The following is a 13,965-nucleotide window of genomic DNA, read 5'->3' on the forward strand; positions in this document are numbered from 1 at the left end:
ATCCTGTTTCTGACTGTTAAAAAGAAGCAGGGCAGATGTTTATAGGAGAAGTATTTCATGCAAAAAAATAAACAAAATGGCGGACAACTCCATGCGATTGCCGCTATTTTCGCATTGATAGTGTCCACTACTCTTTGCTTTATCCCCATATTATTTGTTGGATTATTAAAATTATTTCCTAATAAAAATTGGCAATCCCTTTGCACTCGTTGTGTTGATAAGATTGCTACTTTTTGGTGTGGAATAAATAACCTTTATGTGGCTAAAGCACAAAAAATACATTGGGAAATTTCCGGATTAAATAATTTAACTCCTAAAGATTGGTATTTAGTCGTTGCCAATCATCAAAGTTGGCTGGATATTGTCATTCTTCAACGCTTATTTAACAGAAAAATACCCGTTTTAAAATTTTTTATCAAAGATCAGTTAAAGTGGATTCCTCTACTTGGCTTTTCCTGGTGGGCTATGGGTTGCCCCTTTATGAAGCGGTATAGTAAGGAGTATTTGGCTAAAAACCCTCATAAACAAGGAAAAGATATAATTTCAACTCGTAAAGCCATAGAAACTTTTAAAAGAACCCCGGCTTCTATTATGAATTTTGTAGAAGGAACCCGTTTTACTAAAGTAAAAAAAGAACAGCAACAATCCCCTTATAATTATTTATTAAAACCCAAAGCAGGCGGTATTAGTTTTATCATTAACTCGATGGGACAACAGATAAAAAGCCTGATTGACGTCACTATCGTTTATGCAGAAAAAAACCATTCTCTCTGGGATTTTCTTTGTAAACGAGTCAAGAAAGTTAAAATCATTATTCGTCAACTCCCTATCCCTGCACAATTTACATCGGCAAATCTCATTAACGATTTTCAGGCACAAAATGCATTCAAAGAATGGTTAAATGAACAATGGGCAATAAAAGATAATTTAATAGCCTCTTTACAGGAATAAAACATGAACTCACTTCAAGCTCTGATTGAACAAGCCTTTGAAAACCGCCAAAATTTATCGCTCAACACAGCCTCCTCAGATTTGATCAATGCCATTAATGAAGTTCTCAGTGGTCTGGATAATGGCCAATTCAGAGTCGCTGAAAAAATAAATGGTGAATGGATAGTTCATCAATGGCTTAAAAAGGCAGTTCTTTTATCCTTTAAACTTTTCCAAAATCAAATCATAGACGCGGGTTTTTGCAAGTTTTACGATAAAATACCGCTAAAATATACGGATTGTAGTAATGAGCAATTTCAACAATCAGCGGTAAGAGTTGTTCCTCATGCCATGGTGCGACGTGGAGCATATATTGCCAAAAATACTGTTTTAATGCCTTCTTATGTCAATATAGGTGCTTATATTGATGAGGGTGTAATGGTTGATACCTGGGCAACTGTTGGTTCTTGCGCCCAAATAGGAAAAAATGTACACATATCTGGCGGCGCAGGTATAGGAGGTGTTTTAGAACCACTACAAGCGAACCCAACCATCATTGAGGACAATTGCTTTATTGGTGCTCGCTCTGAAATAGTGGAGGGGGTTATCGTAGAAAAAAACTCCGTTATATCAATGGGAGTATTTTTAGGCCAAAGCACTAAAATCTACAATCGAATCACTGGTGAAGTAAGCTACGGCAGAATTCCGGCTGGCTCAGTAGTTGTTGCAGGTAATTTGCCAAGTCATGATGGAAGCCACAGTTTATATTGTGCTGTCATTGTGAAACAAGTGGATGAAAAAACTCGCGTGAAGGTAAGCATTAATGATTTACTAAGAGCCAATCAAGATGACTGATATTACGCAAATTCTGACTGACCTCATTGGTTTTCCTTCTATTACACCAGAAGATGCTGGCTGCCAAAAATACATGATTCAATTTCTGGAGCAATTGGGATTTACTTGTCAACAACTGAATAATGGACCCATATCCAATTTCTTTGCCTGCTATGGCAAAATTGGGCCTTTATTAGTGCTCGCAGGCCATACCGATGTAGTTCCTGTTGGTGAAGTATCAAAATGGGATACAGACCCTTTCTCGCTCGAAGAAAAAAATGGCGTGCTCTATGGTCGTGGGGTTGCTGATATGAAAGGCAGCCTGGCCTGTATGTTGCATATGGCCAGAAGATTTATTAAAACTTATCCTTCCTTTCCAGGCAGACTAGGATTTCTGATCACCAGTGGCGAGGAAGGGGATGAATTTAATTTGGGCACACCTTATGTGATGCAAAAACTGGAGCAGCAAGGGATTGTTATTGATTATTGCATAGTAGGTGAACCTTCAAGCAGCTTGAAAGCTGGTGATGTCATCAAAATTGGAAGACGTGGATCATTAAGTGCCAAAATACATCTGAGTGGAAAGCAAGGTCATGTTGCCTATCCGCATTTGGCTGACAATCCAATTCATAGAATTAGCCCCGTATTAGCCGAACTCACTTCAATGCAATGGGATAATGGCAATACTTATTTTCCTCCTACCTCCATGCAAATAACTTATATTCATTGTGGAGGGCATGCGGGTAATATTATCCCAGGCGAATTAAATCTGCATTTGAACTTTAGATATTCGACAGAGCAAACAGACGAGTCGTTAAAAACGAGAGTAATTAATGCCTTTACACACCATAATCTTAACCCCGCTATAGAATGGCGATTAAATGGCGAACCATTCTTAACGAATAAAGGCATATTGCTAGAAAGCTGCAAACAAACAGTGCTTGAACATATTGGGACTCTCCCCGAACTTTCAACAAGTGGTGGAACTTCAGATGGGCGTTTTATAGCACCTTATGGGGTTGAGGTCATAGAGCTGGGACTGGTAAATGCAACCATTCATCAGGTTAATGAATGCACTTCTCTACAGGATTTGAATACACTTGAAACCATGTATTTTTCAATCTGTGAGAAATTATTAATTGATTAATCAAACCAATTCTGTAATGAGGGTTCGCATCAACAGTCCAAATTACAGTAATAGGTTAGTGCCCTCATCTTTAAATATCCTCTAGTGGTCGGATTTGAGTTCAGCTTGGATAAAAATAATCCTTGAAAAAGCACAGTATAGATTGCTATGTGAGCATTTTTAAGGATTATTTTCGTTCAAGATGAACCAAATAAGGCCGGTCCAGGTAGTGAACTGATCTCTTATAAATTACAAACTCATTTCATAGATATAAGTCTCAAAAAAACTTTCTGGAGACTTATATGTAAGCTATATTCATTTGCGCTTGAATATTTGCTGGCTTTAACCTAACTCGGCATTTAATAATGAACGCTCTTTTGGTCTAATGCCCACCACTCCATAACCATCTTCTGCTTTATCATTAACAACCTTGGTAACACAAGCATCAGACCATACGTTTAAGGCAGTTTCCAACATATCAATCAGACCATAGAAGGGAAGAATAACTCCCATAAGCGTGATAGGCACATTCATACTGGAGAGTAAACTAACGCTTAAGAAAAAGCAGCCCATAGGAACCCCGGCATTCCCTATTGCCGCTATAGTTGATACTAAAACCCATATCCCCATAGTAGCATAAGAAACCTGAATGCCGTGACTTTGCATAAGATAAATGACTGTGGCAAAAATAAATGCAGCACATCCATTCATATTAATGCTTGTGCATAATGGTAAAACAAAACGACTGACTTGAGGGTTAACCTTTAAATTAGCCTCTACAGTATTCATTGTAACAGGCAAAGTACCGACAGATGACTTGGAAAAAAAAGCAACAGATAACGCAGGTAACATTGCGCGCATTGAAGAGAATGGTTTAATACCATTTGATTTCAGCCATAAAGGCAGAATGACTAATCCTTGTATCAAATTAGCTAAAACAATAATCATCAAGTATTGACCTATCCCTTTAATATCCATACCCGATCGCAACTGAATTACAGTAGAAGTAATGAATCCGAATAACCCCAAAGGTATTAATTTAATTATCCATTTGGTCATCACTAAAAACATCCCATGAGCACCGCGGAAAAATCGAATAATAGTTTCCCGTGGCTCTGTCTCCGGTATTTGACGAACAGCAAAACCGATAACAATACTAAGCAACAATACCCCCATAACCTGTTGCTCCAGGAATGGAGATAATAAATTAGTCGGTATCATGTTACTCAAATACCCAAGATATCCCAAACCGCTGGTGGATTTTGGGTTCGCTGCATCCAAATTGACTTGAACAGTGCTTGGATGAATCAAAATATATAAAAAACAGCTGATTAATGCTGCAACTAAAGTTGTAGCAAAAGTATATTTAATTGTTCTTTGCCATACACTTTTCATCAAACTATCCGTTTGATAGTTTGCCAGAGTTACAATAATCGACAAGGAAATAATTGGTAAACTAATGCATTTGAACAATTTAATAAACAAATCAGAAATTAAAAGCCCTGTTTCTTTTAAAAAAGGCAAATCGGATAATCCACTTATTATCCCAAGTCCGATCATCGCTGCATAAATTAGTGGGGTACTAAAAATATATTTATTCTTTTGGTGGTGTGCTGCACACATAGCTGAATCCTTAAAACTTTAATTAATTATTTAAGCAAAGTATGATTAGCAGCAACAACAGATGGCTTGATATATGGAGTGAAATAATGAGGAATTATAATAATATAATGATTGAATTGACATAAAAGTCATTACCCATAGCTAAAACTGTTCATTTAGAATACATATTGTAACACGATTTTTCTTCTAGTCAATAGTATAAATAAACTCAGTCAATTGTACAGGGCTTACGAAAAAGCCCAAGGTCAAGGCAAAAAATGTTTTTAATGAAGGAGTTTAGATAAACTAAATGACGGAATTAAAAACTTTTTTAACAAAGAGATTGGGGTTTTTCGTTAGTCCTGTTATATTCTTCACAGAACACACCATTTAGATACTAATTAAATACTTCAAACCCCATCACAAACAATTGTGTCTGTTCATGCTGAAAAAGAAGATGGCGCCTCTCAAATGGGCGGAGTTATAGTGGTAACTTAATGTTTCATAAATCCGCCAGTTACCACTTGGCATGGCAGGGCAAGATCATACCTTTTTGACCAGTAATTATCATTTAGTATGATTTTTCAGTGATTTGTGATCAAATACTCATTTTTTGGATGACAAGAAATGAGTTTTGTAGAAAATTTTTCCATACTTAAAGATCCTCGTAGCGAAATAAATCAGCGCCATAATCTGCTAGATATCTTATTTTTAGCAGGTACTGCGGTGATGTCTGGAGCTGAGGGATGGAAAGACATAAAGGATTTTGGAGAAGAAAAGCTTGATTGGCTAAGACAATATCGGGATTTTAAGCATGGGATACCAGCCGATGATACCATAGCTCGTGTAATTAGTGCTCTTGATTCAGAGCAGTTCACGTTGTGTTTTGTAAATTGGGTGAATGAACTTCGTTCGAAAGATGGTCGAGAACAAATAGCAATAGATGGAAAAACTCTACGCCGCTCATATACAGGTGACCGCACCACAGCCTTACATAGCATTACTGCATGGAGTAAACGAAATGGGTTGATATTAGCTCAAATGCGCTCTAATGGAAAAGCAAACGAAAAAGCCAGTGTGTTAGAAATGCTAGACCTCTTGGAGCTTAAGGGAGCAATTGTTACTGCCGATGCTATGAATACAGAAAAGAAGATAGCTAAAAAAATACATGATAAAGGCGGAGACTATGTGCTTTGTGTTAAAAACAACCATAAAAAACTATTGAATGAAATTAAGGATTATTTTCATATCATGGAAAGAGACCATCGAGAAATCTGGTCACAAAATTACTTCGAAGAAGTGGACGCAGGCCATGGACGCATAGAAACAAGAACATGCCGGCAAATCGTAATTAGTCCATGGATTGAAGGTTACGCCGACTGGCAAGGATTACAAACCGTAATTGAAGTAACGCGAACACGTGAAATAAAAGAAAAAACCGGCACTGAAGTACAATACTATATCAGTTCCTTGCCCTTAGAGCCTAAACAAATTGCAGATGCTATCAGAGAGCATTGGGCAGTCGAAAACAAAGCTCACTGGGTGTTGGATGTGACCTACAAAGAAGATGACTCAAGAATACGCAGAGACAATGCAGCAGAAAATCTAGCCTTGCTTCGTAGGTTTGCACTCAATCTGGCTCGACTTCATCCTCAGAAAAATAGCATGAAGGGAAAATTAAAAAAGGCTATGTGGTCTGATAAATTTAGAAGTGAACTCTTGATTGGGCAAATTCAGGGCAAAGTATGATTTTGCCCTGCTTGGCATGGGCATTACGTATTGATTAATTCACTGCATATAATTTGTTGCTTCAGACGTACTATTCTTCTGTACGCCTCATCAATACGTTGAGAGGGAATTTGCTTGTCAATTACCAGTTTTTCAACCACATCTATAACTTCCGGTGCGGTAATAGTTCCAAGCTGATTGGCAAATATGACCATATCAGCCCCGGCATTGATGGTAAGGCAAAGAGCCTCTTCTAATGAATAGTGATTTGAAATGGCATGCATTTGCAAATCATCGCTGATAATGACCCCGTCATATCCTATGCTTTGACGTAACAATAACGTTAAAACGTCGTAGGACAGAGTTGCTGGCAATCCCTTACTATCCAAATGCTTATTAATCACATGCGCCGTCATTACCATCAAAGGGTTAGACAGGTCTTTTAATAAACTTCGATAAGGAATTAGCTCATCGGTTTGAAAGGTTTCTGTAACATCTACAAATCCCTCATGTGTATCTCCAGTGGCGCTGCCATGGCCGGGGAAATGTTTATACGCACAAGCAATACCATAACGACTGAACACATCAACGAACTGCCTGGCCAAACGAATAGTAACCTCTGGGTTAGAAGAAAAGCTTCTTCCCAAGTTTCCAATAATCCCTGCATGAGCATTTAAATTTAAATCAACAACCGGGGCAAAATTTAAATTAAAACCTAATGACTGCAACGTCATAGCCATTTGAGTTACTTCTTCATCAAAATCATCACTGGATAACTTTGCAAGTTCCCTAGCCTTCATAGTAGGCGGACAGCCTTCTATTTTGCTTAGTCTGTCAACCACTCCACCTTCGTAATCAATTGCAGTAAATAGAGGCAGATTGTCATTACCTCCTGAAATCATTGATGCATAACGATTAAGCTGTCGAATTAATTGCTTTATCTGAGTCTGATTCCTTAAATTCTTGCCATAAATCCCTGTGGATAGATCTTTGTCGAATAACAAGACTCCGCCGAGACCATCATTAGATAACCATTGAGCAACCGGACTATTATCATGCAGCTCGGAACCATGAAATCCCATAATCAGCATTTGTCCGATTTTGTTTCTTATTGTAATCAATCGCTCGCTCCATCACAAAATAAGCATAAAATCATACACAAAGATATTCTCTCTGGCTATGCCCCGCTAATCATTGCCTATAAACAGTATGGCAATGTGTACAAATAAAAAAATGCTTCTCATAAAATTAAAGCTTGGGATCAGGAATGTTCTTGAAGTTGCATTTACAGTTTCCTGCTACATTAGGTGGAAAGGGAACTTGAGCAAAATCTGCCGGAAAACAAACGGGGATAGTCCAGGCCAAATCTCCGGGATTCACTTTTGCTGGTAAATACCAATTCCTTAATGCCGGGTAGGTTTTTCCGACATCATTTTGCCAAAAGACAGGCGAAAATTGAGCGACATATCTCAACCCTTCAGCAGCCTCACAATTGAAAGTACCTCTAGCCCATGATTTTCCTTTGGGAGCGGTAATTGTCAACAAAGTTTTTGACGTAGAATCTTCAATGACATCGACAGTAACATCATAATCAGTCCAACAATTGTCTTTAACTAAGGTATATATACACGTGAAAGACCAAATTGGGCTGGTCACAAAGCACAATCCAGATAGGGCGAGTAAACGTAAGTACATGATTCAATCCTAAGATTTAATGAACCATTATTACTATATAGTATACACAATATTTATAAAAATAATTTTCCGATAAACTGTTTTAAGAGGGGAAATAATCTGATCTCCCCTCTTGGCTCTATTAGTTAAAGCACAAACAAGAATTGTAATCTGACTCAGACGAAGGTTCAGGATCAATGGACTTGGCAAACGCTTCCAAGCCCATACCTACAGCCAATAAAGTGCCAGCCAAAGTCCACCCAGCCAGTATCGCAAGACCGACCCCGGGAACACCCAAGGCAACAGATAACACAACGGCAACAGCTGATGTGATGGGGGACGCGATCAAAAGTGGAACCGGATCCAAATTACCTCTGGAAAACATTGAACCTAACACAAATCCTGTCAAAAAACTGTTATGATGTTTTTCTGCAGCAGCAAGCAAGACAAGATCAATAGCAACCGTTCCTACAACAGCCATCACTAAAAGACCGCCAGCACCACCATACTTTAGACCTGTGCCAATAATAAAACTAAAATCAGATACCCCTTTTTGTATGGAATGTTGCAGTGTCATTAATCTTACTCCTAAAAAATTGAGGAATGATACACTTAATTTTGCACACAATCAACACTAATTGAACACTGAAGTAACGAGTACATGAGATTAACACTCAAATAAAGCGATACAATTTATTCCCATACAAAAATAGAATGTATTATCTTTGTGATGGAAAACCTCTGTAATAGTTACCGCAGTCTTGCTTTTATTTGCCGACAAGTATAAGCTTGCCCGATTGGAGAGATGGCCGAGCGGTCGAAGGCGCACGCCTGGAAAGTGTGTATACGGCAACGTATCGAGGGTTCGAATCCCTCTCTCTCCGCCAAATTACAATTCCTGGTTATCCTTCACAGGGTATAAGGCTATAATTGCCGCTTTCATTGAATTGCATAAAGCAGTAAATTATATCCATTTTGTAAAGACTACAGCTGGCTCATATAAGATTCTTTTGGTAAAACTGCTTTCAGAACCAACCAATTCAATCAGGGATATGAAAGATGAAAATGAAATTACAACTAATTGCAATAGGAATTTTATTATCAATCAACGTATTTGCTGATGGTTACTACCCTGAGCCCACATCTCAAGACCAACCATGGACAATTATTGCCAGTTTTGGAAGTGGCGGATACCAACACATGTACTCAAAAGATGGCAAAACCGCTCTAGGCCGATTGGCTCTGGCTAATGAATTAATGTTGAGTGGAGATATTGCTCTGGGATTAGAGCTTGGGGTCCAAAATGGCAATAAAATGCGCTTGAATATCCCAAGAGAAACCTTATCAGTCCTTGGATGGCTACCGGTAGAAACCAACCTTAGTCCTATGCTGGATTTATTAGTTACCGCCAAAAGCGACCCTTTATTTGGAAGTTCTTTTTTTGCACAATTAAAGGGTGGTGTCGCTTACAGGTCCTGGCAATTTGATCTCTACCCTATCAATGAAATTTCACAACTAGCCGGAGAAATTCAAGCTGGTTTTGGTTATCCTATAACTGCTTTAGCCAGTTTGAGTTTGCTGTATCAGGGGGTTTTTGGTAATGACCCTAACGTCAAATTAAACGTGAGCTCAAAAACCGGCAGTGTTTCAAATATCCCTGTTTTACATGGAATTTTATTAGGATTTACTGTCAATTTATAATCCATTAACACACCACGCTGCTTCCAGGATACCGCCCAATTAAAGTAGTTTTTTTACTACAATTTGGTTTTTTCCATTTTTTTTAGCTTGATATAATACCTTATCCCCTACAGTAATTGCGTGTTCTAAACTGGCAGAACTTTCAAAATGAATATAGACAATCCCAATGCTTAAAGTGACATGACTCATGAGTAATTGTTCATTTGAATCACAATTTTGATTCAATATTCCTGTTTTAAAAGGATTTTTAATTACTTGGCAAATAGATATTGTGTCTTTAATCGGCTGATTAGCGATGATTATTGCAAATTCGTCTCCGCCAAGCCGAAACAGTATATCGTTTGAACGTCGAAATATTTTTTTTAATAAATCAGCGATGCTAATGAGGACTTTATCGCCAAAAGGATGCCCCCAATTATCATTGATTAATTTAAAATTATCTATGTCTATTGATACCAGGCTTAAAAAATATTGATTGCGTCTTGCTCGATTAAGCTCTTGTGGAAATATGTTGTCAAAATATCTCCTGTTATATAACCCCGACAAAGAATCAGTGATTGACATTACTTTCAATTCATTGATTAATAGTTCTTTTTCATTGAATAATCGAAAATTTTCATTGAGCAATCTATGATTAATCTTTGCAGAAATAATAAGCATGGCAATAAATATTAGAAACATGGTTGCTAAAATCGTTCTATCGACATCTAGCAAGGCATAATTATAAACAATGACTGGCAAAAGCATCGGAAAAACATAGGCATAATAAGCTGGCAAATAAATAGACAGAGAAGCGATAGCACCTGCGCACATCCCACCAAACACCAAAATAATAATAAATTCATGCAGATCATTTAAATAAGGCAGTGTAATGAAGTAGCACGAGCCCCATATACTGCCCGTAACAAATGTAAGAAGGAAAAACTCGATCAAAGTGGCTTGTATTCTATTTTTTTCTACTCCTCGCTTAATTATTTTCCAGCAGAAATAACTTCTTACCAAGCTTATGAAGACAATACCGAAAAACCATGCCCCTATTATTAATGCAGGCACATCATTATAAACAAGGTCAAGGGCAAGCAATGTAGCCAATATAATATTGAACGGAATCGCTCTTAGAGATCCCTCAAATAGCAAGGTCATACTTTCCTTGTAATGCTTGGAGGAAGTCATCTTATCCAATGTCCACTAATTGATATCCACTCCTTATAATTATAGAACACTTTTGCATAAACCCATTCAAAATTTTTTATCCTTATTAATGTATTAGAGACTATAATTTAATCTATTAAGCCTTTTAGTTTGAGGGGCTTGCGAAAAACCCAAGATCACGGCAAAAGATGTTTTTAATAATGGGGTTTAGATAAACCAAATGATTAAATTAAAAATATTTTTAACAAAGAGATTGGGATTTCTCATAAGTCCTGATGATAATTAAATGGAGTACTATCATGAAAGAAAAACATTTTGCCTATAAAATTACTCTTTCTTCAAAAGGGCTGATTTGTACCCATTCTGAAATTGAAGAAAACAGGATGATTGATCTGTTAAAAGAAATAAAAAACGATGATTCCCAAGCTATTTTCTGGATCTTTAAACAATTTGATAAGCAGCCTAGAGAACAACTAGGGATCATCGATTGTTCCCAAAAGCGTATTTATTACCATTATTCGGGCGAAGTTGAAAAAATTGATGAGGCTATTGAAAAACTAAGTAAAAAAATATAAGCCTAAAAGTGCCCTAAGAAACATCGCATTTGATTGTTTGGAGATATATTTCAAATCCTGGATTGAAAATATATTATATTAAACCAAATGAAAAAACACACACCATAATATGAAAATTAAGACCAAATAAATCCAATAAAATACTTTTAGTAAATTTTTAGTTCTAGCAACTACTGGACAAAAGCATGTTTTTTAGTAACCATTCAGAACAAAATAATTCCTTTATTCTTAATAATAAATTATGAGGATTTCCTATGAATCTGATAAAAATTAAATCAATAACCTTATTAGGTATACTTGTACATTGTTTTCTCTTCCCTGTTTATGCTGCCCCACAACCCAAAAACACGATGAATGACGCCGCCATTCAAAATGAAATATTAGTTTACATCAATAATTACAGACAACAGCATGGCTTATCGCCTCTCAAAATGGATAACCGCATAGTAAAGGAAGCAAAAATTCATTCCATGGATATGGCAAAACACGCAATACCTTTCGGCCACAAATATTTTAATAAGCGTATTGATAAATTACACACACAAATTAAAAACTCAAATGCAGGAGCTGAAAACGTGGCTTACAACTATAAAAATGCCCAGGATGTTGTCAAAAACTGGTTACGTAGCCCAGGACACAAAAGAAATATCGTTGGTAACTATGACCTTACTGGGGTAGGTATAGCTCGAGACGAAAAGGGAAAAATATATTTTACTCAAATATTCTTAAAAACAGGAAATAGCCACTATGCCTCCAGAAAACCCTTCCCATCAATTTTTAGTGGTGCTCTCTTCAGTAAGAAAGCATAAAAATTAAAATAGGGTGTTTAACAAAATTTTTGCAATTTTTAAGTGCAATTGAGTGGAATTAATGACAACGTTAGCCTAATATTGAAACATAGACGGCAATCATTGTTCAGCCAACAGTACAATTTTGGAGGCCAGATTGAGAGTGTGGTGAGCAAGCTCAGCCTAGACTGAGAAGCCAAAAGCACTCCGGAGGAATCCACGGTTTTAAACAGGACTGCACTCAATCTTGCTGTCTATAACACACTAACACCATCGGGCGTATTTATTACGCCCTTTTCATTTTTAATTCCTCGCTTTGGCAGATTCTAAAATACAAAATTGGTATTTTCTACTGTAGAAAATTATTCTAAATTACAATAGGATAGAATAATAACGGTAATAAGGATTTTCCCATGATGATTACAACCTTAATGGAATCAGCTCAGGAAACGCGAGTAGCTATCACGCCCAACACAGCCAAACAATACATAAAACTAGGCTATGACGTAGGGATTGAAAAAAACGCGGGGCTTAGCTCAGATTTTGCCAATGAAGAATTTGAAAAAATTGGCGCAACAATATTCGACAGTAAAAGTACATTACTCAAAAAAACACAAATTCTTTTATGTGTTGACGAACCTGATCCCAAAAACCTAAATGGCCTACCTGCAGATTCTTTGATAATTGGCCACATAGACAATAATCCTAATAGCCCGCTTGTTAAGTGGTGTCTGGATCAGCAAATGACATTATTTTCAATGAATCTCATACCCAGGATAAGTCGTGCTCAAAGCATGGACAGCCTATCGTCTCAAGCTAATCTTGCTGGGTACAGGGCAGTTTTGGAAGCTGCGGCAACATTTCATAGAGCAATTCCTATGATGATGACAGCAGCAGGTATGATTCAACCGGCCAAAGTACTCATTCTAGGTGCCGGAGTTGCAGGCTTGCAAGCCATAGCTACTGCGAAACGTTTAGGTGCAGTGGTTTATGCCTTTGACGTAAGAAAGGCAGCCAAGGAACAAGTTGAAAGTTTAGGAGCTGAGTTCATAGAAGTAATGCAGGAACAAGATAGCGAAACCGCTGGGGGATATGCTTCAGAAACTAGTGAAGAATATAAAAAACTTCAGGCTGAGCTCATTGATCAATATGCAAAAACTGCAGACATCGTAATTTCCACTGCCTTGATACCCGGACGTCAAGCCCCAGTTTTACTTCATAAAAAAACTGTCGAGCAAATGAAACCTGGTTCTGTCATTGTTGATCTCGCAACTTCTCGAGGTGGAAATTGTGAACTCAGTGTTGTCGATAAAACTATTAAGCATGGTGAAATTACTATAGTAGGATTAAGTAATATGGCAGGTCTTGTCCCCGCTACCGCAAGTGATCTGTATTCTAATAATCTGGTTCATCTCATTAACCTTTTAGCGAAAAATCCGGCTGAATTTAACTTAAATCCTGATGATGAGATTATTCAGCAAGCTGTGCTTTGTCATAAAGGAACTTACCTGCCCTTTCAAGGAGTAAAGGAGAAGCAAAATGCCTGAGATTCATACACTTGATAATCCTTATATTACAATATTAACCATTTTCGTTCTGGCCTGTTTTGTAGGTTATTATGTGGTTTGGAAAGTAACACCAGCTTTACATACCCCTTTAATGTCAGTTACTAATGCCATCTCCAGTATTATTATACTTGGTGCTTTAATTGCTGCAGGAAGTGAATTGATTGGAAAGATCACCTGGTTAGGTGGCATAGCCATATTTATCACTTCAATTAATATTTTTGGCGGATTTGTAGTAACTCAACGCATGCTGCGCATGTATAAAAAATAATGATATAAAGGATGGAATC

The 13,965-nt window shown here is 37.3% G+C and carries 14 protein-coding genes and 1 tRNA gene; 10 read left to right on the forward strand and 5 right to left on the reverse strand.

All coding sequences use genetic code 11. The features are described from left to right. Positions 1–57: 57 nt before the first annotated feature. Genes OQI99_RS07370 through dapE form a run of 3 tightly spaced genes read left to right on the forward strand, consistent with a single transcriptional unit; the run spans position 58 to position 2,911 of the window. Positions 58–951 (forward strand): acyltransferase, encoded by an 894-nt coding sequence (locus tag OQI99_RS07370; RefSeq protein WP_027219637.1) that lies wholly within the window; start codon positions 58–60, stop codon positions 949–951. A 3-nt stretch (positions 952–954) separates the two neighbouring features. Continuing rightward, positions 955–1,785, forward strand: coding sequence for a 2,3,4,5-tetrahydropyridine-2,6-dicarboxylate N-succinyltransferase (gene dapD / locus OQI99_RS07375; RefSeq protein WP_265731612.1), 831 nt, complete (start codon positions 955–957; stop codon positions 1,783–1,785). Further along, positions 1,778–2,911 carry a succinyl-diaminopimelate desuccinylase gene (dapE, locus tag OQI99_RS07380; protein ID WP_265731613.1) on the forward strand — a complete coding sequence of 378 codons (1,134 nt, stop codon included), beginning with the start codon at positions 1,778–1,780 and terminating at the stop codon, positions 2,909–2,911. The genes dapD and dapE overlap by 8 nt, the downstream gene beginning before the upstream one ends. Positions 2,912–3,232: 321 nt before the next feature. Here dapE and OQI99_RS07385 read toward each other — a convergent pair whose 3' ends face one another. After that, the gene (locus OQI99_RS07385; RefSeq protein ID WP_265731614.1) at positions 3,233–4,513 is read right to left on the reverse strand and encodes a dicarboxylate/amino acid:cation symporter; all 1,281 of its coding nucleotides are present in this window, start codon (positions 4,511–4,513) and stop codon (positions 3,233–3,235) included. Between the two features lie 606 nt (positions 4,514–5,119). Between OQI99_RS07385 and OQI99_RS07390 the strand changes: the two genes are divergently transcribed. Continuing rightward, positions 5,120–6,241, forward strand: a complete 1,122-nt coding sequence (locus OQI99_RS07390; RefSeq protein WP_061514717.1) for an ISAs1 family transposase — start codon at positions 5,120–5,122, stop codon at positions 6,239–6,241. A gap of 23 nt (positions 6,242–6,264) precedes the next feature. On the opposite strand, the gene OQI99_RS07395 is transcribed toward OQI99_RS07390, so the two are convergent. The 3 genes from OQI99_RS07395 to OQI99_RS07405 all read right to left on the reverse strand — a co-directional run bounded on the left by OQI99_RS07395 (position 6,265) and on the right by OQI99_RS07405 (position 8,471). After that, positions 6,265–7,341: a glycoside hydrolase family 3 N-terminal domain-containing protein gene (locus tag OQI99_RS07395; protein ID WP_265731615.1), complete on the reverse strand. Its 1,077-nt coding sequence runs from the start codon at positions 7,339–7,341 to the stop codon at positions 6,265–6,267. Between the two features lie 127 nt (positions 7,342–7,468). Next, positions 7,469–7,915, reverse strand: coding sequence for a hypothetical protein (locus OQI99_RS07400; RefSeq protein ID WP_265731616.1), 447 nt, complete (start codon positions 7,913–7,915; stop codon positions 7,469–7,471). Positions 7,916–8,036: 121 nt separating this feature from the next. Next, on the reverse strand, positions 8,037–8,471 hold the full coding sequence (locus tag OQI99_RS07405) for a hypothetical protein (protein ID WP_014841248.1): 435 nt from the start codon (positions 8,469–8,471) through the stop codon (positions 8,037–8,039). Between the two features lie 222 nt (positions 8,472–8,693). Between OQI99_RS07405 and OQI99_RS07410 the strand changes: the two genes are divergently transcribed. Both OQI99_RS07410 and OQI99_RS07415 read left to right on the forward strand, forming a co-directional pair. Beyond that, positions 8,694–8,781: transfer RNA gene (locus OQI99_RS07410), tRNA-Ser, on the forward strand. Positions 8,782–8,953: 172 nt separating this feature from the next. Continuing rightward, positions 8,954–9,595, forward strand: coding sequence for a hypothetical protein (locus OQI99_RS07415; protein ID WP_265731617.1), 642 nt, complete (start codon positions 8,954–8,956; stop codon positions 9,593–9,595). 39 nt (positions 9,596–9,634) lie between these two features. Here OQI99_RS07415 and OQI99_RS07420 read toward each other — a convergent pair whose 3' ends face one another. Beyond that, positions 9,635–10,768, reverse strand: a complete 1,134-nt coding sequence (locus OQI99_RS07420; protein WP_265731618.1) for a GGDEF domain-containing protein — start codon at positions 10,766–10,768, stop codon at positions 9,635–9,637. 278 nt (positions 10,769–11,046) lie between these two features. Here OQI99_RS07420 and OQI99_RS07425 point away from each other — a divergent pair, with 278 nt between their 5' ends. From OQI99_RS07425 to OQI99_RS07440, 4 genes are all read left to right on the forward strand, one after another. Next, positions 11,047–11,322: a hypothetical protein gene (locus OQI99_RS07425; RefSeq protein ID WP_265731619.1), complete on the forward strand. Its 276-nt coding sequence runs from the start codon at positions 11,047–11,049 to the stop codon at positions 11,320–11,322. 254 nt (positions 11,323–11,576) lie between these two features. Beyond that, positions 11,577–12,131: a CAP domain-containing protein gene (locus OQI99_RS07430; protein WP_061512925.1), complete on the forward strand. Its 555-nt coding sequence runs from the start codon at positions 11,577–11,579 to the stop codon at positions 12,129–12,131. 392 nt (positions 12,132–12,523) lie between these two features. Further along, entirely contained in the window at positions 12,524–13,657 is a 1,134-nt protein-coding gene (locus tag OQI99_RS07435; protein WP_265731620.1) for a Re/Si-specific NAD(P)(+) transhydrogenase subunit alpha, read from the forward strand. Next, positions 13,650–13,946 (forward strand): proton-translocating transhydrogenase family protein, encoded by a 297-nt coding sequence (locus OQI99_RS07440; protein WP_061512923.1) that lies wholly within the window; start codon positions 13,650–13,652, stop codon positions 13,944–13,946. Before OQI99_RS07435 ends, OQI99_RS07440 begins: the two co-directional genes overlap by 8 nt. Positions 13,947–13,965: the final 19 nt, after the last annotated feature.

This window comes from Legionella sp. PATHC039 (assembly GCF_026191275.1).
GTDB classification, from domain to species: Bacteria; Pseudomonadota; Gammaproteobacteria; order Legionellales; family Legionellaceae; genus Legionella; species Legionella pneumophila.

Excerpts from the sequence above, each read along its gene's own strand:
- dapD (WP_265731612.1), top strand. The coding sequence starts at position 955 with ATGAACTCACTTCAAGCTCTGATTGAACAAGCCTTTGAAAACCGCCAA.
- OQI99_RS07400 (WP_265731616.1), bottom strand. The coding sequence starts at position 7,915 with ATGTACTTACGTTTACTCGCCCTATCTGGATTGTGCTTTGTGACCAGC.
- dapE (WP_265731613.1), top strand. The coding sequence starts at position 1,778 with ATGACTGATATTACGCAAATTCTGACTGACCTCATTGGTTTTCCTTCT.
- OQI99_RS07390 (WP_061514717.1), top strand. The coding sequence starts at position 5,120 with ATGAGTTTTGTAGAAAATTTTTCCATACTTAAAGATCCTCGTAGCGAA.
- OQI99_RS07420 (WP_265731618.1), bottom strand. The coding sequence starts at position 10,768 with ATGACTTCCTCCAAGCATTACAAGGAAAGTATGACCTTGCTATTTGAG.
- OQI99_RS07405 (WP_014841248.1), bottom strand. The coding sequence starts at position 8,471 with ATGACACTGCAACATTCCATACAAAAAGGGGTATCTGATTTTAGTTTT.
- OQI99_RS07370 (WP_027219637.1), top strand. The coding sequence starts at position 58 with ATGCAAAAAAATAAACAAAATGGCGGACAACTCCATGCGATTGCCGCT.
- OQI99_RS07435 (WP_265731620.1), top strand. The coding sequence starts at position 12,524 with ATGATGATTACAACCTTAATGGAATCAGCTCAGGAAACGCGAGTAGCT.
- OQI99_RS07385 (WP_265731614.1), bottom strand. The coding sequence starts at position 4,513 with ATGTGTGCAGCACACCACCAAAAGAATAAATATATTTTTAGTACCCCA.
- OQI99_RS07425 (WP_265731619.1), top strand. The coding sequence starts at position 11,047 with ATGAAAGAAAAACATTTTGCCTATAAAATTACTCTTTCTTCAAAAGGG.
- OQI99_RS07415 (WP_265731617.1), top strand. The coding sequence starts at position 8,954 with ATGAAAATGAAATTACAACTAATTGCAATAGGAATTTTATTATCAATC.
- OQI99_RS07430 (WP_061512925.1), top strand. The coding sequence starts at position 11,577 with ATGAATCTGATAAAAATTAAATCAATAACCTTATTAGGTATACTTGTA.
- OQI99_RS07440 (WP_061512923.1), top strand. The coding sequence starts at position 13,650 with ATGCCTGAGATTCATACACTTGATAATCCTTATATTACAATATTAACC.